The sequence below is a fragment of the Sphingobium sp. BHU LFT2 genome (assembly GCF_018604485.1).
In the GTDB taxonomy this organism is placed as follows: domain Bacteria; phylum Pseudomonadota; class Alphaproteobacteria; order Sphingomonadales; family Sphingomonadaceae; genus Sphingobium; species Sphingobium yanoikuyae_A.
In genome coordinates this window covers 1,020,341-1,043,932 of sequence record NZ_JAFCGW010000001.1, presented here as the reverse complement: position 1 = coordinate 1,043,932, position 23,592 = coordinate 1,020,341, and the positions used below count along the sequence as shown (strand labels likewise).

General features: G+C 66.0%; 22 protein-coding genes. 15 read left to right on the top strand and 7 right to left on the bottom strand.

The window, feature by feature from the left end; genetic code table 11:
* Nucleotides 1-202 precede the first annotated feature (202 nt).
* Nucleotides 203-1,492 (top strand): adenylosuccinate synthase, encoded by a 1,290-nt coding sequence (locus JQK15_RS05215; RefSeq protein ID WP_004209746.1) that lies wholly within the window; start codon nt 203-205, stop codon nt 1,490-1,492.
* Between the two features lie 5 nt (nt 1,493-1,497).
* Nucleotides 1,498-1,680 carry a hypothetical protein gene (locus JQK15_RS05210; protein WP_007706693.1) on the top strand — a complete coding sequence of 61 codons (183 nt, stop codon included), beginning with the start codon at nt 1,498-1,500 and terminating at the stop codon, nt 1,678-1,680.
* A 37-nt stretch (nt 1,681-1,717) separates the two neighbouring features.
* Here JQK15_RS05210 and JQK15_RS05205 read toward each other — a convergent pair whose 3' ends face one another.
* Complete coding sequence (locus tag JQK15_RS05205) at nt 1,718-2,647, bottom strand: family 43 glycosylhydrolase (protein ID WP_214863857.1); 930 nt, start codon at nt 2,645-2,647, stop codon at nt 1,718-1,720.
* A gap of 155 nt (nt 2,648-2,802) precedes the next feature.
* Between JQK15_RS05205 and JQK15_RS05200 the strand changes: the two genes are divergently transcribed.
* A complete protein-coding gene (locus tag JQK15_RS05200; RefSeq protein ID WP_214863855.1) occupies nt 2,803-3,372 on the top strand; it encodes an NADPH-dependent FMN reductase in 570 nt (189 codons plus the stop codon).
* On the opposite strand, the gene JQK15_RS05195 is transcribed toward JQK15_RS05200, so the two are convergent.
* Entirely contained in the window at nt 3,335-4,663 is a 1,329-nt protein-coding gene (locus tag JQK15_RS05195; protein WP_214863853.1) for a dicarboxylate/amino acid:cation symporter, read from the bottom strand. The two genes, JQK15_RS05200 and JQK15_RS05195, sit on opposite strands and share 38 nt — an antisense overlap.
* A 137-nt stretch (nt 4,664-4,800) precedes the next feature.
* On the opposite strand from JQK15_RS05195, the gene JQK15_RS05190 reads away from it, so the two are divergent.
* Nucleotides 4,801-5,685: a bestrophin family protein gene (locus JQK15_RS05190; protein WP_010335581.1), complete on the top strand. Its 885-nt coding sequence runs from the start codon at nt 4,801-4,803 to the stop codon at nt 5,683-5,685.
* A gap of 60 nt (nt 5,686-5,745) precedes the next feature.
* On the opposite strand, the gene JQK15_RS05185 is transcribed toward JQK15_RS05190, so the two are convergent.
* Nucleotides 5,746-7,077 (bottom strand): dicarboxylate/amino acid:cation symporter, encoded by a 1,332-nt coding sequence (locus JQK15_RS05185; RefSeq protein WP_004209753.1) that lies wholly within the window; start codon nt 7,075-7,077, stop codon nt 5,746-5,748.
* A gap of 179 nt (nt 7,078-7,256) precedes the next feature.
* On the bottom strand, nt 7,257-7,832 hold the full coding sequence (pdxH, locus tag JQK15_RS05180; protein WP_214863851.1) for a pyridoxamine 5'-phosphate oxidase: 576 nt from the start codon (nt 7,830-7,832) through the stop codon (nt 7,257-7,259).
* A 136-nt stretch (nt 7,833-7,968) separates the two neighbouring features.
* Here pdxH and JQK15_RS05175 point away from each other — a divergent pair, with 136 nt between their 5' ends.
* The 6 genes from JQK15_RS05175 to JQK15_RS05150 all read left to right on the top strand — a co-directional run bounded on the left by JQK15_RS05175 (nt 7,969) and on the right by JQK15_RS05150 (nt 14,818).
* A complete protein-coding gene (locus tag JQK15_RS05175) occupies nt 7,969-8,889 on the top strand; it encodes a DnaJ C-terminal domain-containing protein (protein WP_214863849.1) in 921 nt (306 codons plus the stop codon).
* A gap of 56 nt (nt 8,890-8,945) precedes the next feature.
* Complete coding sequence (locus tag JQK15_RS05170) at nt 8,946-9,869, top strand: YihY/virulence factor BrkB family protein (RefSeq protein ID WP_004209756.1); 924 nt, start codon at nt 8,946-8,948, stop codon at nt 9,867-9,869.
* Nucleotides 9,866-10,672: an enoyl-ACP reductase FabI gene (gene fabI, locus JQK15_RS05165; RefSeq protein WP_004209757.1), complete on the top strand. Its 807-nt coding sequence runs from the start codon at nt 9,866-9,868 to the stop codon at nt 10,670-10,672. The genes JQK15_RS05170 and fabI overlap by 4 nt, the downstream gene beginning before the upstream one ends.
* Before the next feature lie 27 nt (nt 10,673-10,699).
* Nucleotides 10,700-11,773: a chorismate synthase gene (gene aroC / locus JQK15_RS05160; RefSeq protein WP_214863847.1), complete on the top strand. Its 1,074-nt coding sequence runs from the start codon at nt 10,700-10,702 to the stop codon at nt 11,771-11,773.
* Between the two features lie 262 nt (nt 11,774-12,035).
* Nucleotides 12,036-13,817, top strand: a complete 1,782-nt coding sequence (locus JQK15_RS05155) for an SLC13 family permease (protein ID WP_017502513.1) — start codon at nt 12,036-12,038, stop codon at nt 13,815-13,817.
* 215 nt (nt 13,818-14,032) lie between these two features.
* On the top strand, nt 14,033-14,818 hold the full coding sequence (locus JQK15_RS05150; protein ID WP_214863845.1) for a PhzF family phenazine biosynthesis protein: 786 nt from the start codon (nt 14,033-14,035) through the stop codon (nt 14,816-14,818).
* Here the strand turns inward: JQK15_RS05150 and JQK15_RS05145 are convergent.
* On the bottom strand, nt 14,815-15,939 hold the full coding sequence (locus JQK15_RS05145; RefSeq protein ID WP_214863843.1) for a serine hydrolase domain-containing protein: 1,125 nt from the start codon (nt 15,937-15,939) through the stop codon (nt 14,815-14,817). The genes JQK15_RS05150 and JQK15_RS05145 overlap by 4 nt on opposite strands.
* Before the next feature lie 38 nt (nt 15,940-15,977).
* Here JQK15_RS05145 and JQK15_RS05140 point away from each other — a divergent pair, with 38 nt between their 5' ends.
* From JQK15_RS05140 to JQK15_RS05130, 3 genes are all read left to right on the top strand, one after another.
* Complete coding sequence (locus tag JQK15_RS05140; protein WP_017502516.1) at nt 15,978-16,298, top strand: hypothetical protein; 321 nt, start codon at nt 15,978-15,980, stop codon at nt 16,296-16,298.
* Nucleotides 16,299-16,495: 197 nt separating this feature from the next.
* Nucleotides 16,496-18,268: a DNA helicase RecQ gene (recQ, locus tag JQK15_RS05135; RefSeq protein ID WP_214863840.1), complete on the top strand. Its 1,773-nt coding sequence runs from the start codon at nt 16,496-16,498 to the stop codon at nt 18,266-18,268.
* Nucleotides 18,269-18,401: 133 nt separating this feature from the next.
* A complete protein-coding gene (locus JQK15_RS05130) occupies nt 18,402-18,830 on the top strand; it encodes a protein tyrosine phosphatase family protein (protein WP_010335591.1) in 429 nt (142 codons plus the stop codon).
* Between the two features lie 194 nt (nt 18,831-19,024).
* Here the strand turns inward: JQK15_RS05130 and dmeF are convergent, their stop codons facing one another.
* A complete protein-coding gene (gene dmeF, locus JQK15_RS05125; protein ID WP_214863838.1) occupies nt 19,025-20,047 on the bottom strand; it encodes a CDF family Co(II)/Ni(II) efflux transporter DmeF in 1,023 nt (340 codons plus the stop codon).
* Entirely contained in the window at nt 20,044-20,316 is a 273-nt protein-coding gene (locus JQK15_RS05120; RefSeq protein ID WP_010335593.1) for a metal/formaldehyde-sensitive transcriptional repressor, read from the bottom strand. Before JQK15_RS05120 ends, dmeF begins: the two co-directional genes overlap by 4 nt.
* Nucleotides 20,317-20,937: 621 nt before the next feature.
* Between JQK15_RS05120 and crtY the strand changes: the two genes are divergently transcribed.
* Both crtY and JQK15_RS05110 read left to right on the top strand, forming a co-directional pair.
* Nucleotides 20,938-22,086: a lycopene beta-cyclase CrtY gene (gene crtY, locus JQK15_RS05115; RefSeq protein ID WP_214863835.1), complete on the top strand. Its 1,149-nt coding sequence runs from the start codon at nt 20,938-20,940 to the stop codon at nt 22,084-22,086.
* A complete protein-coding gene (locus tag JQK15_RS05110) occupies nt 22,086-23,567 on the top strand; it encodes a phytoene desaturase (RefSeq protein ID WP_214863833.1) in 1,482 nt (493 codons plus the stop codon). Before crtY ends, JQK15_RS05110 begins: the two co-directional genes overlap by 1 nt.
* Nucleotides 23,568-23,592 lie beyond the last annotated feature (25 nt).

Genomic DNA, 23,592 nt, shown 5'->3' with positions numbered 1-23,592 from the left:
CCGCCATGATCGCGAGGGCGCATCCCGCCGTAAAGTCGGCACCTGGTATCAAAGTGTAATGTGCCTCCAACCTTGACGCATCGGCCATGCCCGGCTAACGCGCGCCCCGCACAGGGCGTACCCCGCCCATCCTATTCCACCGGCATGCCGAGTCCCGTCGAAGGGCATGGCCGGTCCGCGCGGCGGGCGGAGGAGTGTATCCATGGCAAATGTTACCGTGATCGGCGCCCAATGGGGTGACGAAGGCAAGGGCAAGATCGTCGACTGGCTGTCGGAGCGCGCCGATGTCGTCGCCCGTTTCCAGGGCGGCCATAACGCCGGCCACACGCTGGTCGTCGGCGAGAAGGTCTACAAGCTCTCGCTGCTGCCGTCGGGCATCGTCCGCGGCACGCTGTCGGTGATCGGCAATGGTGTGGTGCTGGACCCCTGGCACTTCCGTGACGAGGTCGCCAAGCTCAAGGGCCAGGGCGTCGAGATCACCCCGGAAAACCTGCAGATCGCCGAAACCTGCCCGCTGATCCTGCCCTTCCATCGCGACCTCGACGGCCTGCGCGAGGACGCGTCGGGCGCCGGCAAGATCGGCACCACCCGTCGCGGCATCGGCCCGGCCTATGAGGACAAGGTCGGCCGCCGCGCCATCCGCGTCTGCGACCTGGCCCATCTCGACGATCTCGACCTGCAGATCGATCGCCTGACCGCCCATCATGACGCGCTGCGCGCCGGCTTTGGCGAAGCGCCGATTGACCGCGCCCAGCTGATGGCCGACCTGACCGAGATTGCCGCCTTCATCCTGCCGTTCGTCAAGCCGGTCTGGCTGACGCTCAACAAGGCGAAGTCGGAAGGCAAGCGAATCCTGTTCGAAGGCGCGCAGGGCACGCTGCTCGACATCGATCATGGCACCTATCCCTTCGTCACCTCGTCCAACACGGTGGCCGGCACGGCGGCGAGCGGCACTGGTCTTGGCCCCAATGGCGCCGGCTTCGTGCTGGGCATCGTCAAGGCCTATACCACCCGCGTCGGGTCCGGCCCGTTCCCGACCGAGCAGGAAAATGACGTCGGCCAGCGCCTGGGCGAGCGTGGCCATGAGTTCGGCACCGTCACCGGCCGCAAGCGCCGCTGTGGCTGGTTCGATGCGGTGCTGGTGCGCCAGTCGGTCGCGGTTTCGGGCGTAACCGGCATTGCGCTGACCAAGCTGGACGTGCTCGACGGTTTCGAGGAACTGAAGATCTGCGTCGGCTACAAGATCGGCGACCAGAGCTTCGACTATCTGCCCGCCCATGCGCAGGACCAGGCCAAGGCCGAGCCGATCTATGAAAGCATTGCCGGCTGGAGCGAAACCACCGCGGGTGCGCGCAGCTGGGCGGAGCTTCCGGCACAGGCGATCAAATATATCCGCCGTATCGAGGAACTGATCGGTTGCCCGGTCACGCTCGTGTCGACCAGCCCGGAACGCGACGACACCATCCTCGTCCGCGATCCCTTCGCGGATTAAGGGGCATGGGAGAGCAGCGCTTCGAGCGGCACAAGCAGCCCTGGACCCAGGATGAGGTCCAGAAACTGCACACGCTCGCCAAGAAGGGCATGGCGCTGAAGGCGATCGCCAAGGCGCTGACCCGCAGCGAGGAATCGGTGAAGACCCGCGCCAAGCAGGACGGGCTGTCGATCGCCAAGCTGCGCTGAGAGATTGAGAGGCCGGGCGGAAACGTCCGGCCTTTCCTCATTCCGGGGCGTGGCGCTCGACCGGCAGGATGGCCCCGTCCTTGGCATAGGTCAGCGGTGCGATGGTGATCGAGCGCCGATGATCGCCGCCGCCGGGCAACAGCCTGTCATGATAGAAGAGCCAGCTCTTGCCGTCCCGCTCGACGATCGCCTGATGATTGGTCGAGATCGGCAGATAGTCGAGGATCACCCCGCCATAGGCGAAGGGGCCGAGCGGCGAGGCGGCGGTACCATAGATGATCTGGCCGGGCCAGCCGGTCGAGAAGCTGAAATAATAGCGGCCGCCATGGGCGTGGAGATAGGGCGCCTCGCCATATTTCTTCTTGGGGTCGCTCGCCGGCAGTCCGGTGACGACGACATCCATGATCGGACCATCGACATGGATCATGTCGGGCTTCAGCCGCACAACCTTGGGCACGCGGGTGCCGAAATAGAGATAGGCCTGTCCGTCACTGTCGATGAAGACGGCGGGGTCGATCGGTTCGGCGCCGGCATTGGCGTCGCGCGCCTTGTCGATCAACGCGTTGCCGCGCGCGTCGCGATAAGGGCCCTCTGGCCCGTCGGCCACGGCGACGCCGATCCGGTCGCCGCCGATCGGCGCGTAGAAATAATAGTGTCCGTTGCGCCGGGCGACTTCGGGTGCCCAGGCCTTGGCATCGGGGCGTGCCCATTTGAAGGTCGTGACGTCGAGAAAGGCGCCGTCGTCGTGCCAGCTTTTCATGTCGGTTGAGCTGTAGAGGCGCCAGCTTGTGCTGTCCCAGTAGCGGCCGGAATTGGATGCGTCGTCGGTGGCATAGAGATACCAGCGATCGTCGAACCAGTGCGGCGACGGATCGCCGGCAAAGCGCGGGCTGATCGGCTTGCTCGGCTCGACATCGCCATTGGCCATAAGCAGGCCCATATAGGCCATCAGCGCCATCCGCTTCATCCGCATCCTCCAGTGTCGATCATTGATGCGATGATGGCGTTCCGCCATGTGAAATGCAATTTCGCATCATGAAATATTGAAAGATGAGAAGGCCGGCTGGACCCGATAGGGACAGGATGCGACAAGGTTTCCCGCATCAGTGAAGGAGGCTCCGCATGGCACTCGATATCCTCGTCCTCTACGGCTCCTATCGGCGCGGCCGGCTTGGCATACGGCTGGCGGATTATCTGATCCGCGGCTTTGAGGGGCTGGGGCACAAGGCGGAACTGGTCGATGCCAAGGCGATCGGCCTGCCGATGCTCGACCTGCGTTATAGCGACTATCCGGCCGGTGAGGCGCCCGCCGCCATGGCGCAGCTTGCCGAGCGCCTGTCCGCCGCCGATGCCTTCGTCTTCGTCGCGGGCGAATATAATCGTGGCATGCAACCCGGCCTCAAGAATCTGGTCGACCATTATCTCAAGGAGTTCGACCGCCGCCCCGCCGCGATCGCCAGTTACTCAATGGGCCGCTTCGCCGGGGTCAACAGCCATGCCGACTGGACGGTGACGCTGTCCGCCATGGGCATGGCGGTGATGCCCGAGCGGCTGAGCGTCGGCCAGATCCAGCAGACGCTGGACGAGCAGGCTCAGCCCGAGGGCGAAGGCGGTGCGGCGCTGGATCGGGGCTTTGCCGGGTTCGCCGACACGCTCATCTGGTGGGCGCAGGCGGCGAAGGCGCAGCGCTGATCTCCTCGCGCGCCGATATCACCGTGGCGGCCACCAGGTCGCCGGTAACGTTGAGCGCGGTGCGGCACATGTCGAGCAGCCGGTCGACGCCCAGCACCAGCCCGATCCCCTCGGGCGGGATGCCGACCATCGCCAGGATCATCGCCACCACCGGCAGCGACCCGGCCGGCACGCCTGCCGTGCCGACCCCGCCCAATATGCAGACCAGCATCACCATCAGCTGCTGGCCAAGGCTGAGGTCGACATGGAAGAATTGGGCGAGGAACAGGACGGTGATCCCCTCGAACATCGCCGTGCCATTCTGGTTGGCGGTGGCGCCGATGGTGAGGACGAAGCGGGCGATGCGGCGCGGCAGGTGCAGCTTCTCTTCCGCAACGCGGATGGCGGTTGGCAGGGTGGCGTTGGAGGAGGCGGTGGCGAAGGCCATGACGCTTGCTTCCTGCACGGCGGCGAAGAAGCGCAGCGGCGACCGGCGCGCCAGCAGGGTGATCAGCAGCGAATAGATGCCGAACATCTGGATCGCGAGCGCCAGCAGCACGACCCCGACATAGGCGGACAGGCGCAGCAGCAAGTCCCACCCGAACTGGGCGGCGAGGTTGAACATGAAGCAGGCGATGGCGATCGGCGCCAGGCGGATGACGATCGATATGAGGCGCATCGTCACCGCGAACAGCCCCTCCATGGCGTCGAGCAGCAGCTTCGTTTCCTTCGTCTGCACCAGCACCAGCCCGATGCCGAAGAAGAGGGCGAAGACCATCACCGCCAATATGTCATTGTCGGCCATCGCCGCGATCACATTGTCGGGGACGATCGCGATCAGCGCCTGCATGCCGGTGGGCGTGTCGGCGCCGCGATCGAGGATCGCCTTGGCCCCCTGGCCCGCATCGGCCAGCAGTGCGCGCGCCTGCGCCGGATCGACGCCCCCGCCCGGTTGCAGCAGATTGACCAGTGCCAGGCTGATGATGACGGCAATGCCCGACACGATCAGCGTGTAGAGGAGGGTGCGCAGCCCCACCCGGCGCAGCGAGCGCATCTCGCCCATTTCGGCGATGCCGACGATCAGCGCGGAGACCAGCAGCGGGATCACCAGCATGAACAGCAGCCGCAGGAAGATCTGGCCGATCGGGCCGGTAAGATAGCGGGTGACCGCATCGATCCAGGGCGCGCCGGGGTTCACGGCATAGGCGATCAGTCCGGCGGTGAGGCCGATCAGGAAACCGACCAGCATCTGCCATTGTAGCGAGAAGGCCGCGCGCCGGCCCGCCTGTTCCTCTGTGCCCGGATCACTCATGGCCTCTCCTCTTCCTCCCGACCAACGAGCCATGCGGAAGCGGGTTGCGCGGCCGGCAATATTTCGTTTCGTTAGGGCATCGACGGAGCATAGCCGCATGCTCGGGCGTTGGGCCGGTTCACCAGAAGGAGTCTTGCATGATCGTTGATGCCGTCCCCAGCATGCGCCGGATCGCATCGGAAGTGTGGAAACCGCTGACCGCGCTGTTCGTGTGGGACTGTGCGGTCACGGCCGCTTATTATCTGTTGCCGTTCAAGGCCCCTTCGCTGCCGCTCACCATCTTTGGTTCGGCCCTCGCCCTGTTCCTGGGCTTCCGGTCGAACAGCAGTTACCAGCGCTGGTGGGAAGGGCGCACATTGTGGGGGGCGATGATCAACGCATCGCGCAGCCTGGCGCGGTCTGCGCGCAATTTCCTGCCCGACCCGGAGGCACGCGACCTCAAGCGCGAAATCGTCAAGCGCCAGATTGCCTATGTGAATGCGCTGCGCTGCCAGTTGCGGCGCCAGACGATCGGCGAGGATGTGACCAAATTCCTGCGCGAGGAGGACAAGGGCAAGGCGCTGGCGCGCGCCAATCCGGCCAATGGTCTGCTCGACAGCACCGGCCGGCGGATCGACATGGCGCGGCGGGAAGGCTGGATCGATACCATCCAGCAGACCCAGATGGAGAAGGTGCTGGTCGACATCGCCAATGCCCAGGGCGGGATGGAGCGGCTGAAGAACACGCCGCTGCCCTTCCAATATCGACTGCTGCCGGTCGTGTTCACCCATCTCTTCTGCATCCTGCTGCCGATCGGGCTGGTCGAGACGCTGGGTTTCGCCACGCCGCTCGGTTCGACGGTCGCGGGGCTGATGTTCATGGCGGTGCTGCGGATCGGCGACGATCTGACCGATCCCTTTGCCGACAGCGTGCATGACGTGCCGCTGACCGCGATGTGCCGGACGATCGAGATCGACCTGCTCCAGTCGATCGGCGATCCGGCGCCAGATCCTGTCACGCCGGTGCGTGGTGTCCTGTGGTAACAAAAAGCCCCGCCGGCATGATGCAGGCGGGGCTTTTTCTTTGGCATTGAAGTGCGGGCCTTAGCCCTTGCGATCTTCGTCGACCATGTCGGAGGCCAGTTCCAGCCCGGCCCGGCCGTGGGACGGGGTATGGGCCGGCGCCTTGGGATGGGGCACGTCGACCGGCTCTTCCACTTCCAGCATGCCTTCCCACTTGGTGATCACCGAGGTGGCGATGGCATTGCCCAGCACGTTGGTGGCGGTGCGGCCCATGTCCATGAAATGATCGACCGCCAGGATGAAGGCGACGCCCTCGACCGGCAGGTCGAACTGGCCGAGCGTGGCGGCGACCACGACCAGCGAGGCGCGCGGCACGGCGGCGATGCCCTTGCTGGTGACCATCAGGACGAGCAGGATCGTGATCTGGGTCGCGATCGGCAGGTCGATGCCATAGGCCTGGGCGATGAAGATGGTCGCGAAGGTCGCATACATCATCGAGCCGTCGAGGTTGAAGCTGTAGCCCAGCGGCAGCACGAAGCTGTAGATGCGGCGCGGCACGCCGAACCGGTCGAGCTGCTCCAGCATCTTGGGATAAGCGGCTTCCGACGAAGCGGTCGAGAAGGCGATCAGGATCGGCTCGCGGACATAGCGGATCAGCTTGAACATGCGCTTGCCGAGGAAAATCGCACCCGCGCCGAACAGCAGCACCCACAGGCAGATGAGGGCGATGTAGAATTCGCCGACCAGCGCGCCATAGGTCTTGAGCACGCCCAGGCCCTGCACCGTCACCGACGAGGCGAGCGCGCCGAACACGGCGAGCGGCGCGACCCGCATGACATAGCCGGTGACCTGCAGCATCAGTTCGACCAGCGCCTCGATCACGGTGATGATCGGCTTGCCCTTTTCGCCGATGGCGGTCAGCGCGACGCCGACGAACAGCGAGAAGACGACGATCTGCAGGATCTGGTTGTCCGCCATCGCGCCGATCATCGACGTCGGGAAGACGTGCAGGATGAAGTCGCGGAAGTTGAGCGCTTCGGTGTTGACGCCCGCATCCGCGCCCGACCGGACGAGGTTGAGGCCGGCGCCGGGTTCGAAGAAATTGACGAAGATCAGGCCCAGAGTCAGCGAGATCAGGCTGGCGATGATGAACCAGGCGAGCGCGCGCCCGCCGATCCGCCCCAGCGCCGCGCTGTCGCCCATATGGGCGATGCCTGCGACCAGCGTGGAAAAGACCAGCGGCGCGATGATCATCTTGATCAGATGAAGGAAGATGTCGGCCAGAAGGTGAAAATAGCCCGCCACATCCTTGGCCAGCGCTTCATCCCCGCCGACCCAGAGATTGGCCACGAAGCCCACGATCACGCCCAGGACCATGCCTGTCAGGATGTAGGCCGTCAGTCGATTTCGCATTATATTCCTCTAGCCAGCGAGCGGTCCGCCCGCGCATTCATTCTGTTCTGCTGGGTGGTGACACCTAACAGGCGCCCGGCCAGCCCGCAATCGGGCAGGCTTGGACTGTGCGGGGATAGACGAATGAGCCACCATATTCCGCGCCCTGTTTTACGGCAGGACAATGGCATGATGCTCGCTCAGGGGTAGAGAAGCCCTTCGTTCCAGCCATTTTCCTGGCGCGTGAAGACGCGTCGTTCATGCAGGCGATGCTCGCGATCCTGCCAGAACTCGATCCGTTCCGGGGTCAGGCGGAAGCCCGACCAGTGAGGTGGGCGCGGCACCGGGCCGCCCTCGAACCGGGCGCGCACCTCTTCATAGCGATCCATGAAGACGGTGCGCGAGGGCAGGGGGCGGGACTGGTCGGAAGCCCAGGCGCCCAACTGGCTGTCGCGGCTGCGGGTGGCGAAATAGGCGTCGGCGGTCGCGTCGTCGACCGGGCCGACGCTGCCCTCGATCCGGATCTGGCGGCGCACCGACTTCCAGTGGAACAGCAGGGCGGCATGCGGATTGGCGAGGAGGTCGCCGGCCTTGCGCCCTTCGAAATTGGTGTAGAAGATGAAGCCGTCGGGGCCATGGCCCTTGAGCAGCACCATGCGGACCGACGGGCGGCCCTGCGCATCGGCCGTGGCCAGCGCCATGGCGTTGCTGTCATTGAGTTCGGTCTCGCGCGCCTGCGCATACCACTCGTCGAAAAGGGCGAAGGGATCGGTCATGCCCCTGCCTTAGATTCCCGGCACCGCACTGTCGATACGGATGCGCCGCAGCTTGAACGATGCCCGGCCTTCGGCCACATAGGGGCGATATGGCCGTGATGCGGCAAATACCGGTTTCAGCATAACAGGATGATAGATGGCGGATCCCTATTCCACTCTGGGTGTGGCGCGCAGCGCGAGCGAAGCGGAGATCAAGTCCGCCTATCGCAAGCTGGCCAAGCAATATCACCCCGACAAGAATCAGGACAATCCCAAGGCGGCGGAGAAATTCTCGGCCGTGACCAACGCCTATGACCTGCTGTCGGACAAGGACAAGCGGGCCCGCTTCGACCGGGGCGAGATCGATGCCGATGGCAATCCGACCGCGCCCTTCGGCTTTGGCGGCGGTGGCGGCGGGCGTGGCCGTCCCGGCGGGTTCGAGTTCAACGAGGGCGGTGCCGATTTCGGCGATATTTTCGAAGGCCTGTTCGGCGGTGCGGGCCGTCGCGCCGGGGGTGGCGGCGGTTTTGGCGGCTTTGGTCGCGGCGCGCCGCCGGCCAAGGGGGCCAATGTCGCCTATCGGCTGGCGGTGCAGTTCGTTGACGCCGCGACGCTGGCGCCGCAGCGCATCACCCTGCAGGATGGCAAGACGATCGACCTGAAGCTGCCCGCAGGGGTCGAGACCGGCACGCAGATGCGCCTGACCGGCAAGGGGCAGCCGGGCGCCGGCGGCGCGGGCGACGCGATCGTCACCATCGAGGTGAAGCCGCATCCCTTCTTCAAGCGCGATGGCGACAATGTGCTGCTCGACCTGCCGATCACCATCAACGAGGCGGTGAAGGGCGGCAAGGTGAAGGTGCCGACCGTCGATGGTCCGGTGATGCTGGGCGTGCCGGCCGGCACCACATCGGGCAAGACGCTGCGCCTGCGCGGCAAGGGCTTTACCGGCAAGGATGGCCAGCGCGGCGACCAGCTTGTGACCTTGCTGATCGACGTGCCTGGCGATGATCCGGTGATCCTCCAGCTGGTTGAGGATTGGCAGGATGGTCGCGCGGTGCGGACCCATCTGGGCGTCTAGGACGTTCGGCAAGGGTGCCGCTGCCTTCCCCCTATAGTCCGGAGTCGCGCCGCCACATGGCGGCGCAGGCGCAGGAGAAATTCCATCGCCAGATCGATCGGGTCCGGCCGGGATCGCGCAGCTTCGAGATCGCCAAGCGGGTGATGGTGGGCGTCTATAGCGACGGGTTCATCCATGCGGGGAACCTGGCCTATCTCTCGCTGATGACGCTCTTTCCCTTCTTCATCGTCGCCGCCGCCGTCGCCAGCGTCTTCGGCCGCACGTCGGACGGGCTGTCGGCGGTGAACGCCTTTCTCTATACCGTGCCGCGCGGCGTTGCCGATGTCGTGCGCCAGCCGATCAGCGATGTGTTGCAGGCGCGTTCCGGCAATCTGCTCTGGTTCGGCGGTCTGGTGGGGCTCTGGACCGTGGGCAGCCTGATCGAGACGATCCGCGACATATTGCGCCGCGCCTATGGGACGAAGAGCACCAAGCCCTTCTGGCGTTATCGGTTGGCGTCGGTGGGCATCACCCTGGTCAGCGTGCTGGCGGTGATGTTCGCCTTTTCGATGCAGGTGATGATTACCGCAGTGGACCAGCTGCTCCACCGGCTGCTGCCCTTCGCGGACGAGGCGATCGCCTGGGTTTCCTCGGCCAAGCTGGTGCCGATGGCGATATTATGCGTGGCGCTCCACTCGCTCTATGTCTCGCTGACCCCGTCGCTCTACCGTGACAAGCGCTTTCCCAAATGGCCCGGCGCCGTCGCCACCGCGCTCTGGTGGTATGCCGTCACCCTGCTATTGCCGGTCACATTGTCGATGCTGGGCGGCTATGACCGGACCTATGGCAGTCTGGCCGGTGTCATGATCACCCTCATTTTTTTCTTTCTCGTGGGGCTCGGCGTGGTAATTGGCGCCGAATTGAATGCGGCACTGGCGGAATTTCCGGAAGACGAAGCAGCCGGCACCGTGCAGGACAAAGGGAACGGAACGACGATATGACAGGCTTGATGGCGGGAAAGCGCGGGCTCATCATGGGGCTGGCGAACGACAAGTCGCTGGCTTGGGGTATTTCGCAGCAACTGCATGCGCAGGGCGCGGAACTGGCCTTCTCCTACCAGGGCGAGGCGCTGGCCAAGCGCGTCAAGCCGCTGGCCGAACAGTTGGGCTCGGACTTCCTGATCGACTGCGACGTGTCCGACATGGCGAAGCTGGACGAGGCCTTTGCCGAGATCGAGGCGCGCTGGGGCAAGCTGGACTTCGTCGTCCATGCGATCGGCTTTTCCGACAAGAATGAGCTGCGCGGCCTCTATGCCGACACCAGCCTCGACAATTTCCTGATGACCATGAATATCTCGGTCTACAGCTTCGTCGCCGTCGCGGCCCGCGCGCGCAAGCTGATGAAGGAAGGCGGCAGCCTGCTGACGCTGAGCTATTATGGCGCGGAAAAGGTCATCCCCCATTATAACGTCATGGGCGTGGCCAAGGCGGCGCTGGAAACCAGCGTCAAATATCTGGCGATGGACCTGGGCCCGGAAAATATCCGCGTCAACGCGATCTCGGCCGGCCCGATCAAGACGCTGGCCGCCAGCGGCATCGGTGATTTCCGCTACATCATGAAGTGGAACGAGCTGAACTCGCCGCTGCGTCGCAACGTGACGATCGACGATGTCGGCGGTGCGGGCCTTTACCTGCTGTCGGACCTCGCTTCGGGCGTGACGGGTGAGATCCACCATGTCGATGCGGGCTATAATGTCATCGGCATGAAGGCCGAAGACGCGCCCGACATCGCGCTGGACAAGTAAGAACGACGCGACCGGATTGGAACGGATATGAGCTTCAACACATTCGGTCGCGTCTTCCGCTTCTCGACCTGGGGCGAGAGCCATGGTCCGGCGATCGGCGCGATGGTCGATGGCTGCCCTCCGGGCCTGGCATTGAGCGAGGCGGACATCCAGCCCTGGCTCGACCTGCGCAAGCCGGGCACGTCCAAGTTCACGACCCAGCGGCGCGAACCCGATGAGGTGCGCATCCTGTCGGGCGTGTTCGAGGGCAAGACCACCGGCACGCCGATCAGCCTGATGATCGAGAATACCGACCAGCGGTCGAAGGATTATTCGGAGGTCGCCAAGGCCTATCGTCCCGGCCATGCCGACTATGCCTATGACGCCAAATATGGCTTTCGCGACTATCGCGGCGGCGGGCGATCCTCGGCGCGCGAAACCGCCAGCCGGGTTGCGGCCGGTGCGGTGGCGCGGCTCGTCATCCCGGAAGTCGATATCTTCGCCTATGTGAGCGAGATCGGCGGCGACGCGATCGACTATGGCAATTTCGACGCGGCGCAGATCGGCCAGAATCCCTTCTTTTGCCCTGACCCCGAAGCCGCGGTGCGCTGGGAAGCGCTGGTCGATGGCGCGCGCAAGGATGGCTCGTCGCTCGGCGCGGTGGTCGAATGCGTGGCATCGGGCGTACCGGCCGGCTGGGGCGCGCCGCTCTATGCCAAGCTCGACAGCGAACTGGCGAGCGCGATGATGAGCATCAATGCGGTCAAGGGCGTGGAAATCGGCGACGGCTTCGCGGCCGCCCGGCTCCGGGGCGAGCAGAATGCCGATCCGATGCGGCCCGGCGCCGATGGCCCGGTTTTCCTGGCCAATCATGCCGGCGGCATTGCGGGCGGCATTTCGACCGGCCAGCCGGTCAAGGTGCGGATCGCCTTCAAGCCGACCAGTTCGATCCTGATTCCGGTCGAGACGGTGACGCGCGAAGGCGATGCGTCGGATATCATCACCAAGGGGCGTCATGACCCGTGCGTCGGCATTCGCGGCGTGCCGGTGGTCGAAGCGATGATGGCGCTGGTGCTGGCCGACCAGAAGCTGCTGCACCGCGCCCAGTGCGGGGCCGACTGACGCGCCGAACCGCGCCAATCGCGCGCCGAATGTGCAAAAGATGCGAGACGACTCACCCATGTTACGCTAGGATGACATGGTCACCCGCGGGAGGGTGAGCGGCAGAGCGTAAGCCTGGGGAGCGTCAGCACGCTATGCGTGGATTGACGGTCAAAACGTCCCCTGACGCCGCGACACGGGCCAGCCATGCAACCATGGCTGGCCCATTTCGTTTCACCTCCGTTAGAGACGCGATCACGCGATCAAACGGGGGCAAGACGAGATGCATTTCATCACCGCGCTATTGGGCATTTATCGCGCGGAAATCGGCCTGGTCATTCTCGCCTGCATGTTCGTCGCCTTCGTGCGCGAACGCTATTCCCCGACCGTCGTCTCCGTGCTGGGCGCCTGTGCCTTCGCGCTGCTCGGCCTGCTCGACGAGAAATCGCTCTTCTCAGTCTTCTCCAACAGCGCGCCGCTGACCGTGGGCGCGATGTTCGTGCTGTCGGGCGCGCTTATCCGCACCGGCACGATCAACCGCATCGCCGATCTGGTCATGGTCCGGGCGCAGAAGCATCCGCGGCTGGCGCTGGTCGAAGTTGCGGTGGGCACGGTGCTGCTGTCGGCCTTCCTCAACAACACGCCGGTCGTGGTGCTGCTGATCCCGATCATGTTCCGTCTGGCGCAGGCGACCGCCTATCCGGTCAAGAAGCTGCTGATCCCGATGAATGCGGTGGCGGTGATGGGCGGCTGCGTTACCCTGATCGGCACGTCGACCAACCTGATCGTCGCGGGCATCGCGGCCGAACAGGGCATGCAGCCCTTCGGCATTTTCGACATCACCCCCTATGGCCTGGCCGGCACCATTGCCGGCGTCATCGGCCTGGCCTGCCTCAGCTTCCTGCTGCCCAGCGACCCGCCCTCGATCGCGGGCGAGAATGGCGGCAATGTGCAGGAATATCTGACCGAACTGGTCGTGACGCCGGACAGCGAGGTGGTCGGGCGGGAGATTGGCGAGTTGTCCGTGCTCGGCCGCTCGGTCACCCTGATCGGGCTCAAGCGGGCCGGCGAGATACGGCGCCACGACCTGGAGCAGGAGGAACTGCATGTCGGCGACCGGCTGATCGTCCGGGCCGATGGCACGGCGATCATGACGCTGCGCGAATCGGGCGATTTCGAACTGGGCATTGCCGCCGATTCCGAAACCTCCGCCCGCGAGGGCACGGTGATCGAGGCCATGGTTGCGCCCAGCCACCCCTCGATCGGCGAGCGGTTGATCGACATTCCCTTCCTCCATGCCCTGCGCGTCCGCCTGATCGGCATCCATCGCGCCCGCCATCTGCCCGGCCCGGACCTGGCCGATACGCGGGTGCGCGGCGCGGACCGGCTGCTGGTGGCGGGCAGCGACGACGCGATGCGTTCGCTGAAAGATAATCCCAACCTGATCGGCGTCGACATCAGCCGCACCCGCGCCTTCCGCCCGCGCAAGGCGTGGATCGCGATCCTGGCGATGGCGGCAGTGGTGATCCTGTCGGCGCTCGACGTGATCGGCATCGGCCTGGCCGCCTTCATCGCCGTCGGCGTGATCCTGGTCACCCGCTGCATCGATGCGGAGGAGGCGTGGGCGGCGATCGACGGCGATGTGCTGATCCTGATCTTTGCCATGCTGGCGGTCGGCCTGGCGCTGGAACAGGCGGGCAGCGTCGCGCTGATGGTCGGCTGGATCACGCCGCTGATGCAGGTCGCGCCGCAATGGAGCCTGGTCTTCATCGTCTATTTCGCGGCGCTGATCCTGTCCGAACTACTCAGCAACAATGCGGTCGCGGCGCTGCTGACCCCACTGACCATCGCGCTGGCGCATCAGCTGGGCACCGATCCGCGCCCGCTGGTGATTGCGCTGATGATCGGGGCGTCGGCCTGTTTCGCGACGCCGATCGGTTATCAGACCAATGCGCTGGTCTATGCTGCGGGCGATTATCGCTTCGCCGATTTCGTGCGCATCGGCGTGCCGCTCAACCTGATCGTCGGGGTTGCGGTTTGTTCGGCGTTGGTCATTTTGGGCTAGCGTCGCGCCGTCTATCGCCGTTCGCCCTGAGCGAAGTCGAAGGGCTCACCCGACCGACGGGAGGGCACTTCGCTCCGCTCAGTGGATGGCTTCGACTTCGCTCAGCCCGAACGGGATTTTAAACGTACCTGCCAAGGGACCAATTGCCCGCATCCGGCCCTGTCGGCACGGATGCGGGCCCGGCATGAAGGCGGCGATCCATCAGGAGTATCGCCATGACCCGCCTTCGCTTCACCCAGGTCGACGCCTTTGCCGATGCGCCCTTCACCGGCAATCCGGCGGCGGTGATGCCGCTCGACGCCTGGCTCGACGATGCGGTGCTGCAGGCGATCGCTGCGGAAAACAACCTGTCCGAAACCGCCTTCACCGTGCCGACGCCGGACGATGCAGAGGCCGACCATGTGCTGCGCTGGTTCACCCCGGCGGTCGAGGTGAAGCTGTGCGGCCATGCCACGCTGGCGAGCGGGCATGTGCTGATGCAGGGCGAGACCATCCGCTTTCGCACCCGCCATGCCGGGGTGCTGACCGTGACCCGCGCTGGCGAGGGCTATGAGCTGTCGCTGCCGGCCTGGGCCAGCGACTCCAGGCCGCTGCCGGAGCTGGCAGCGGGGATGGGTGGCGATATTGTCGAAACGCGTTGGCGCGATGGTGGCTATGCGATCTTCGTCTATCGCGACGCAGCTGCGATCCGTGCGCTGGAGCCTGACTTCGCGACCCTGCGCAAGCTCGGCGACAATCTGCTGATGGCGACCGCGCCGGGCGACGACAGCGACATCATCAGCCGCGTCTTCGTGCCGGGCGGCGGGATCGACGAGGATCCGGTGACCGGATCGGCGCATGGCCTGCTGACGCCCTATTGGGCGGAGCGGCTCGGCAAGGATGCGATCAGCGCCTATCAGGCGTCGGCGCGGGGCGGGCGGCTCGGCTGCCGGCTCGAAGGCGACCGGGTGGTGATGACCGGCGCCTGCCGCACCGTTATCGAGGGCATATTCACCCTTTAACCGGGGAAGAGGCCGATCAGCCGGGCCAGCTGCGCCTTCACGGCTGCGCGCTGCTCCTTCTTGGGCGACATGCCGATCCGCACGATCGTCAGTCGCTGGCCGGGCGCGACCAATATATATTGGCCATTATGGCCGACGCAGCCGAACAGGCTGGCCGAGGCGAGGCCCGGCATCAGCGCACTCTCGCTGCTGTCCCGGTTGAGCCAGAGATGGGCGCCATAGGCCGCGTTCCGGGGCGAGGGCGCGCGCATATAGTCGACCCATTTTTCCGGCACGATCTGATGCCCATTGGGCGAGCGGCCATGGTTGCGCAGCAATTCGCCGAAGCGGCCATAGTCGCGCGCGGTCATGTGCATGATCGACCCGCCGATCAGCGTGCCATTGGCGTCATATTCGGGTGTCAGGCTGGACAGCTTGCCCGGCGCCTTCAGCCGGCCGTCGATGAACATCTGCATCGCCCGGCGGCGCACATCGGGACGGGTGCTGTTGGTCAGCATCCGGGTCATCAGGTCCGACAGGATCATCGTGCTGCCGGTGGAGTAGGAGAAGACCTCGCCGGGAACATGTGCGAGCGGCTTGGATTCGGCATAGGCCGCCATGTCCTGCGCGCCGTCCATGAACAGCATGCGCACGGTGTCGCCGTCGGTGATCGGTTCGCCATCCTCGGCATGGTCGAGGCCCGAGGTCATCGACAGCAACTGGCGCAGGGTGATGCGGCCGCGCGGATCGCCCGGCTGGCTCCAGGCCGCGACCGGCACCGGCGAATCGAGCGCCAGCCGCCCGTCCGACACCATCAGCCCGACCAGCACCGCGGTCACGCTCTTGGCCATCGACCAGGACAGCAATTTCGTGTCGGGGGTGATGCCGGGGGCATAGCGTTCGGCGATCACCTTGCCGTCGCGCATGACCAGCAGGGCGCGGGTTTCGCCCATCTCCTTGTCGTCGAACAGCGGATCGATCGCGCCGCGCAGCGCGCTGGCGCTGACCACGGCGTCGGTGTCGACACTATAGACGGGCTCGGGCGCATGGGCCGCGCGCCCCGCCAGCGTGCCGGCCAGGACGAGCGCCACCAGTCCGGCACCCATGGCAAGGCGCTTTACGATTCGCTTCTCGATCTGCATAAGCCGGCGCCCTTAGCATGGAGGCGGGAAGAAGGACCATGGCGGTTCGTGGTAAATGGTGGATCGTCGCGGCGGTGATCGTCGTCGCGCTGCTGGCCGCGCTGGCGTGGAACTGGTCGACCCTGCGCGCCCGCGCGCAGCTCGGATCGGCCTATGGCGCGCGGCTGACCTGTTCCTGCCGCTATGTCGAGGGCCGCGCCATGGGCAGCTGCCAGGGCGACAAGGAGCCGGGCATGGCGATGGTCCGGCTGACCGACAAGCCGGAGGAACGGGCGGTCGAGGCGCATGTCCCGCTGCTGGCGTCGCGCACCGCGCGCTTCAAGCCGGGCTGGGGCTGTCTGCTCGATCCGGCAGGGTAAGCGCATGTTTGAGAAATCGCGAAAGAGCGATTTCTGATACGGCACCAGCCCGCTCCCCCACCCGGCCACCCATAGAATACTGCCGTTGGGTGGCCGGGTGGGGGAGCGGGCTGGTGCCGGAATGCGCCCGAGGGCGCATCTCAAACAGACACTCCGCGCTACTGGCACCTGTGGCCCTGACTCGCTAAGGCCGGTCCATGCCCCGCGACATTCCCACGCTGCTCCACGATATTTTCGGCTTCACGACGTTCCGCGGGGTGCAGGAACAGGTGGTCGGGCGGGTCATGGCGGGGCAGCCGACCCTGGCGATCATGCCGACCGGCGCGGGCAAGTCGCTCTGCTACCAGCTGCCGGCGGTGGCGCTCGACGGCTGCTGCGTCGTGGTCTCGCCGCTGATCGCGCTGATGCATGACCAGTTGCGCGCGGCGACCGCGGTGGGCATCCGTGCCGCCAGTCTGACCAGCGTCGATGCCGACTGGCGCGAGACGCAGGATCGGCTGCGCAATGGCGAACTGGACCTGCTCTATGTCGCGCCGGAACGGGCGAGCGGCGAGGGGTTCCGCAATCTGCTGCGGTCGGCGAAGGTCGCCCTGTTCGCGATCGATGAGGCGCATTGCGTGTCCGAATGGGGGCATGATTTCCGTCCCGACTATCGGTTGCTGCGGCCGCTGCTCGATGAGTTTCCCGATGTCCCGCGGCTGGCGCTGACGGCGACGGCGGACGCGCATACGCGCAAGGACATATTGGTCCAGCTCGGTATTCCTGAGGATGGCCTGATCATCTCGGGCTTCGATAGGCCCAATATCCGCTATGCCGTCCATTCGCGCGATGGGCTGACCCGGCAGCTGGCCGATCTGCTCGCCGCCAATCCGGGGCCGGGCGTGGTCTATGCGCCGACCCGCGCCGCGACCGAGAAGCTGGCCGAGACGCTGGGGCGCGGTGGCCGGGCGGTGCGCGCCTATCATGCCGGCATGGACCCGGCCCAACGCGCCGCCAACCAGTCCGCCTTCATCGCCAGCGAGGATATGGTGATGGTCGCCACCGTCGCCTTCGGCATGGGGATCGACAAGCCCGACGTGCGCTTCGTCGCCCATGCCGGCCTGCCCAAGTCGATCGAGGGCTATTATCAGGAATCGGGCCGCGCCGGCCGCGACGGCGAACCGGCGGTCGCGCATCTCTTCTGGGGGGCGGAGGATTTCGCCCGTGCCCGCCAGCGCATCATGGAGCTGGAGCCGGCGCGCCAGCAGGGCGAGCGGGCGCGGATCGCGGCGCTGGGCGCGCTGGTGGAGACCGCGACCTGCCGCCGGGCGATCCTGCTGCGGCACTTTGGCGAGAATCCGCCGGCGACCTGCGGCAATTGCGACAATTGCCTGACTCCGCCGGCCAGTGTCGACGCGACCGAAACCGCGCGCAAATATCTGTCGGCGGTCTATCGTACCGGCCAGAGCTTTGGCGCGGGCCATATCGAGGCGGTGCTGAGCGGCGCCGTCACCGACAAGATTCGCGAGCGCGGCCATGACAAGATCTCCGTCTATGCGATCGTCGATGGCGACGAGACGGCCCTCCTGCGGCCAGTGTCGCGGGCGCTGCTGGTGCGCGACGCGCTGGAGACGACCGAGCATGGCGGGCTGATGCTCGGCCCCAATGCCCGGCCGATCCTGCGCGGCGAGGAGGAAGTGCGCATCCTGGTGCCGCCGCGGCGCGAGCGGAAGAAGCGCAATGCCCGCAATGGCAGCGACGCCAATCCGGTCGGCGATCCGCTGTTCGACGCGCTGCGCACCTGTCGCCGCGAACTGGCGCAGGATGCCGGGGTCCCGCCCTATGTCATCTTCCATGATTCGACGCTGCGCGAGATGGCCGAGCAGCGGCCGGCGACCATTCATGAACTGGGCATGGTGAGCGGCGTCGGCCAGAAGAAGCTGGACGCCTATGGCGATGCCTTCCTGGCGGCGATCCGGCCCTATCTGTAGGGGCTGAGCGTGCGGCCCCGTTTCTCGACAGGCTCGAAACGAACGGATGAAGGGGCATCGATGCCGGTTGGGCGTGCAGACGCTTGAATCCTGTGGCGGGCGGGCGCATGGCGGGGGCGAAGGAGATTTGCCCATGTTCCGCCAGCTGACCGACCGCCTCTATGTCTCGCCCCAGATCAGCGTCGATCAGGTCGAGACCGCCAAGGCGCTGGGCGTGACCATGATCATCAACAACCGCCCCGATGACGAGGAGCCGGGCCAGACCAACGGTGCCGCGGTCGAGGCAGCGGCGATCGACGCCGGTGTCGCCTATGCCGCCGTGCCGGTGGCCCATGGCGGCTTTGCCCCCTGGCAGCTCGACGGCATGGCTGCCGCGATGGAGCAGGCGGGTGAGGGCAAGATCCTGGCCTATTGCCGGTCGGGCACGCGCAGCACCCTGCTGTGGGCGCTGACCCGCGCGCGGGCCGGCGACGATGCCGACGCGCTGTCGGCGCAGGCGACGGCTGCGGGCTATGATCTTGGCCCGGTGCGCCAGATCATGGATGCGTTGAAGCCCGCCTGAAAATAGGATTTCGTCCGCTTAACTTCGCATATTTCCCGCACATTTCGACATTTCCTTGCTCAAGTAGGAAATCATGTTGCGAGAAGGATGGGGACGCCGGACGATGGGAAAGAGCCGGGCGCAGCCTAACATGGGCCCGGCTCTGTAGGACAGGGCGGGGGAGCGGGTCGGGACCGGCTTTCTCAAGCGGACGCTCAGCCGCACTCCACCGTGACATGTTCCATGCGCGGCAGGCTGCGCACCCGTTCGCGGACACGGGCGCCGTCGGCGCCGGGGGCGAGGCTGATGATCGCGGCATGGGCGTGCGGGCCGATGCGCCAGACATGGAGGTCGCGGATGGTGGCGCCTTCGGCTTCGACCAGGCCGCGCACCCTGGCCATCAGCGCGGGTTCGGCGGTGTCGAGCAGAATGGCGGCGGTGTCCTTCATCAGGCCCCAGGCCCAGCGGGCGATGACCACCGCGCCCAGCAGGCCGACTGCCGGATCGAGCCACCACCAGCCGAGATAGCGGCCGGCCAGCAGCGCGGCGATCGCCAGCACCGACGTCAGCGCATCGGTCAGCACATGGACATAGGCGGCGCGCAGGTTGTTGTCGGCATGGCCGCCCTTGTGGTCGTGATCATGATCGTCATGCGCGTGGCTATGCCCATGATCATGGCTGTGGTCGTGGCCGAGCAGCAGGGCGCTGACCAGATTGATGACCAGGCCGATGATGGCGACCAGGGTCGCCTCGCCAAAGGCGACCTTCACCGGCTCGAACAGGCGCATGCCGGATTCGATCGCGATGAACAGCGCGGTCAGCAGCAGCAGCAGCGCGGAGGCGAAGCCGGACAGGTCGCCGACCTTGCCGGTGCCGAAAGTGTAGCGCGGGTTGCGGGCATGGCGCCTGGCATAGCTGTAGGCGGCAGCGGCCACCGCCAGCGCGCCGGCATGGGTCGCCATGTGGAAGCCGTCGGCCAGCAGCGCCATCGACCCGGTGATCCAGCCGAAGGCGATTTCCACCACCATGGTCGCGGCGGTCAGCCAGACGACCCACAGCGTGCGCCTGGCATTCTTGTCATGCCCGGCGCTCAGATAGATATGGTCGAAATAATGGCGCTCCTCGCCATCCTTGTCGGTCGGCGGCGGGACGGCCGGGGCGGGATGATGCGCATGGTCATGGTTGCAGCCGGCGCCATGATGATGGTGCCCATGGGCGTGATCGTCGTGCATCGTCATTTCCCGTAGCGGCGGATCAGCGCCAGCATTTCTTCGGTGGCGGCCGTGCGCGCTTCGTCGGTCAGGCCGGGGCGGGCGACATGTTCGCGCATATGCTGCTCGATCAGCTCCTCCATCAGGCTGCCGACGGCGCCGCGCACCGAGGCGACCAGTTGGAGTGTCTCCGAACAGCCCGCATCGCCCGCCAACTGGCGCTCGACGGCGTTGACCTGCCCCGCGATGCGGCGCACCCGCGCCAGCAATTTGTCCCGATCCGCGATGATGTGCATAGGATACCCCCCTATACTATGTGGATAAGTCGCGCAAGGCGCTGGGGATGGGGCGGGGATGCCAGTTGGAGCCGAGAATCGACGCGACAGTCGAAGTTCACAGTGTCGTGCGGGTGATTTCGGGTCGACGCGCTGGCCAAGCGCCTGCCCCGCGCCGGTGAAGCGACAGGCGCGCGACAACCGGGTCAGGATGACGCGCCTTCGACGCGACAGGGAGAGGACAACGAGGCGACAGGAAAACGACATTTGCGCGCCGGTCGGGCAACAGCGGCTTGGCGGCGAGGGCTGGAAAGAGGAGCGGGCGTCCATCGCCCAGGGTAGATCAGGGAAAGGCCGAGTAGGAAAGCGGGATGCCGGGTCCAGCCCGGCATGACGGACGCGGGGATGGCAACTGACGACCAGAAGCTGTCATGTTCCCCCTCCCGTAAACGGGAGAGGGTTAAGGGGGTGGGGGCGCCGCGTAGCGGCGGTCTACGGTCGATAGGGCAGAAGCTCGCTACGCTCGCAACCCACCCCAACCCCTCCCGGAAGGGAGGGGCTATGTCTTGTTCCCACCCATCCCGGACCACCAGCCTGCCCATCCCGCTTTGCCTTTGGCGTCGGCGTCGCTAACAGGAGTGGGTGGCTGATCTGGAATGCGATCTTGCGATTATCGGCGGGGGCCTTGCCGGCGGGCTGATCGCGCTTGCCTTTGCCGAGCGGCGGCCGGGCACCCGCATCCTGTTGATCGAGCAGGCCGATCATGTCGGCGGCAATCATATCTGGTCCTTCTTCGACGGGGATGTCGATACGCGCGACCGCTGGCTGGTCGATCCGCTGGTCAGTAGCCGCTGGTCGCAGGGGCATGAAGTGCGCTTTCCCGGCTATCGGCGGCAACTCGACACCCCTTATAACAGCATCGCCTCCCCCCGTTTCGACGCGCATGTGCGGGCGGCGCTGGGCGATCGCCTGCTGACCGGCGCGCGAGTGGCGACGATCGGCCGGCAATCGCTGCTGCTGGAGGACGGGCGGCGGATCAACGCCCATGCGATGATCGATGCGCGGGGCGCGGGCGACCTGTCGGCGCTGCGCTGTGGCTGGCAGAAATTCGTCGGGCAGACGCTGCGACTGGCGCAGCCGCACGGGATCGCGCGGCCGGTGATCATGGATGCGACGGTGGCACAGATCGACGGCTATCGCTTCGTCTATCTGCTGCCGCGCGACGCCCGGACGATCTTTGTCGAGGATACCTATTATAGCGACGGCCCCGCGCTGGACGAGGCAGGGATCGCGGAGCGGATCGCCGCCTATGCGCAGGCGCAGGGTTGGCAGGTGGAGGAAGTTATCCACAGCGAGAGCGGCGTGCTGCCGGTGGTGCATGGCGGCGATTTCGACCGTTACTGGCCGGCCGATGACCCGGTCGCGCGGGCCGGGGTGAAGGCCGGCCTGTTCCAGCCGATGACCGGCTATTCGCTGCCCGATGCGGTGCGATTCGCGACCTGGCTGGTGGAGCAGCCGCTGAAGGGCCTGCCGGCGGCGACGCGGACCTATGCTGCGGCGCACTGGAAGAAGGGACTTTATTATCGGCTGCTTGGCCGGATGCTCTTCGGCGCTGCGGCGCCGGACCAGCGCTGGCGCATCTTTGCCCGCTTCTATCGGCTGCGGCCGGGGCTGATCCAGCGCTTCTACGCCGGGCGATCGACCATCGCCGATCGCATCCGCATCTTGTGCGGGCGTCCCCCGGTGCGCATAAGGGATGCCATGCACGCATTGCTGAACCCACCCGCCTGATGGAGCGGAAAGCGATTGTCATTGGCGCGGGCTTTGGCGGCCTGGCGCTGGCCATCCGTCTGCAGTCGGCCGGGGTGGCAACCACCCTGATCGAGGCGCGCGACCGCCCCGGTGGCCGCGCCTATATGTGGGAGAAGGACGGCTTCACCTTCGACGCGGGGCCGACGGTCATCACCGATCCGGCCTGTCTGGCCGAATTGTGGCGCCTGTCGGGGAACGACATGGCACAGGATGTCAGCCTGGTGCCGGTGTCGCCCTTCTACCGGCTCAACTGGCGCGACGGCACGAATTTCGATTATTCCAACGACGAGGTGGCGCTGCGCGCGCAGATCGCCAAGCTCAATCCCGAGGATGTCGCGGGCTATGAGCGGTTCCTGGACTATGCCGACGGCGTCTATGAGGAGGGCTATCGCAAGCTCGGCTCGGTCGCCTTCCTCGACTTTGCCTCAATGGTGCGGGCGGGGCCGAGCCTTGCCAAATATCAGGCCTGGCGATCGGTCTATTCGATTGTATCGAGCCATGTGAAGGACGAGAAGCTGCGCCAGGCGCTGTCCTTCCACAGCCTGCTGGTCGGCGGCAATCCGATGACCACCAGCGGCATCTATGCCCTGATCCACAAGCTGGAGAAGGATGGCGGCGTGTGGTTCGCCAAGGGCGGCACCAACCGGCTGGTGCAGGGCATGGCGACCCATTTCGAGCGGCTGGGCGGCGTGCTGCGGCTGGGCGACGCGGTGGTCGAGATCGAGACCCATGGCGACCGGGCGGTGGCGGTGCGCACCGCGTCGGGCTGGCGCGGGGAGGCCGATGCGATCGCCAGCAATGGCGACCTGATGCACAGCTATCGCGACCTTCTGGGCCATCATCCGCGCGGCCAGAAGCAGGCGGAAAAGCTGCAGCGCAAGAAATGGTCGCCCAGCCTGTTCGTGCTGCATTTCGGCATCAAGGGCAGCTGGCCGGGCATTCCCCACCATATGATCCTGTTCGGCCCGCGCTATGAGGGGCTGCTGACCGATATCTACAGCCATGGCGTGCTGCCGGCGGATTTCTCGCTCTATCTGCATCACCCGACCGTCACCGATCCGTCGATGGCGCCGGAGGGCTATTCGACCTTCTATGCGCTCGCCCCGGTGCCGCACATGGGCAAGCTGCCGATCGACTGGGATCGCTTCGCGCCGGCCTATGCCGAGCGCATCCTGGACGAGATCCAGCATCGGCTGATCCCCGACATCCGGTCGCGCATCGTGACCCAGTTCCATTATGCGCCGAGCGACTTTGGCCGCGACCTCAATGCCCATCTGGGCAGCGGCTTCAGCCTGGAGCCGCTCTTGACCCAGAGCGCCTGGTTCCGCGCCCATAATCGCGACGATGTCATTCCCAACCTTTATCTGGTAGGGGCCGGCACCCATCCCGGCGCGGGCATCCCCGGCGTGGTGGGCAGCGCCAAGGCGACCGCGGCGCTGATGCTGCAGGACATGGCTTGAGGAGCGCGCGGCGCTTCGGGACTGG

What these genes read in the sequence shown, in the direction of transcription:
- JQK15_RS05215 (WP_004209746.1), top strand. Translation starts at nt 203, where the DNA reads ATGGCAAATGTTACCGTGATCGGCGCCCAATGGGGTGACGAAGGCAAG.
- JQK15_RS05210 (WP_007706693.1), top strand. Translation starts at nt 1,498, where the DNA reads ATGGGAGAGCAGCGCTTCGAGCGGCACAAGCAGCCCTGGACCCAGGAT.
- JQK15_RS05205 (WP_214863857.1), bottom strand. Translation starts at nt 2,647, where the DNA reads ATGAAGCGGATGGCGCTGATGGCCTATATGGGCCTGCTTATGGCCAAT.
- JQK15_RS05200 (WP_214863855.1), top strand. Translation starts at nt 2,803, where the DNA reads ATGGCACTCGATATCCTCGTCCTCTACGGCTCCTATCGGCGCGGCCGG.
- JQK15_RS05195 (WP_214863853.1), bottom strand. Translation starts at nt 4,663, where the DNA reads ATGAGTGATCCGGGCACAGAGGAACAGGCGGGCCGGCGCGCGGCCTTC.
- JQK15_RS05190 (WP_010335581.1), top strand. Translation starts at nt 4,801, where the DNA reads ATGATCGTTGATGCCGTCCCCAGCATGCGCCGGATCGCATCGGAAGTG.
- JQK15_RS05185 (WP_004209753.1), bottom strand. Translation starts at nt 7,077, where the DNA reads ATGCGAAATCGACTGACGGCCTACATCCTGACAGGCATGGTCCTGGGC.
- pdxH (WP_214863851.1), bottom strand. Translation starts at nt 7,832, where the DNA reads ATGACCGATCCCTTCGCCCTTTTCGACGAGTGGTATGCGCAGGCGCGC.
- JQK15_RS05175 (WP_214863849.1), top strand. Translation starts at nt 7,969, where the DNA reads ATGGCGGATCCCTATTCCACTCTGGGTGTGGCGCGCAGCGCGAGCGAA.
- JQK15_RS05170 (WP_004209756.1), top strand. Translation starts at nt 8,946, where the DNA reads ATGGCGGCGCAGGCGCAGGAGAAATTCCATCGCCAGATCGATCGGGTC.
- fabI (WP_004209757.1), top strand. Translation starts at nt 9,866, where the DNA reads ATGACAGGCTTGATGGCGGGAAAGCGCGGGCTCATCATGGGGCTGGCG.
- aroC (WP_214863847.1), top strand. Translation starts at nt 10,700, where the DNA reads ATGAGCTTCAACACATTCGGTCGCGTCTTCCGCTTCTCGACCTGGGGC.
- JQK15_RS05155 (WP_017502513.1), top strand. Translation starts at nt 12,036, where the DNA reads ATGCATTTCATCACCGCGCTATTGGGCATTTATCGCGCGGAAATCGGC.
- JQK15_RS05150 (WP_214863845.1), top strand. Translation starts at nt 14,033, where the DNA reads ATGACCCGCCTTCGCTTCACCCAGGTCGACGCCTTTGCCGATGCGCCC.
- JQK15_RS05145 (WP_214863843.1), bottom strand. Translation starts at nt 15,939, where the DNA reads ATGCAGATCGAGAAGCGAATCGTAAAGCGCCTTGCCATGGGTGCCGGA.
- JQK15_RS05140 (WP_017502516.1), top strand. Translation starts at nt 15,978, where the DNA reads ATGGCGGTTCGTGGTAAATGGTGGATCGTCGCGGCGGTGATCGTCGTC.
- recQ (WP_214863840.1), top strand. Translation starts at nt 16,496, where the DNA reads ATGCCCCGCGACATTCCCACGCTGCTCCACGATATTTTCGGCTTCACG.
- JQK15_RS05130 (WP_010335591.1), top strand. Translation starts at nt 18,402, where the DNA reads ATGTTCCGCCAGCTGACCGACCGCCTCTATGTCTCGCCCCAGATCAGC.
- dmeF (WP_214863838.1), bottom strand. Translation starts at nt 20,047, where the DNA reads ATGACGATGCACGACGATCACGCCCATGGGCACCATCATCATGGCGCC.
- JQK15_RS05120 (WP_010335593.1), bottom strand. Translation starts at nt 20,316, where the DNA reads ATGCACATCATCGCGGATCGGGACAAATTGCTGGCGCGGGTGCGCCGC.
- JQK15_RS05110 (WP_214863833.1), top strand. Translation starts at nt 22,086, where the DNA reads ATGGAGCGGAAAGCGATTGTCATTGGCGCGGGCTTTGGCGGCCTGGCG.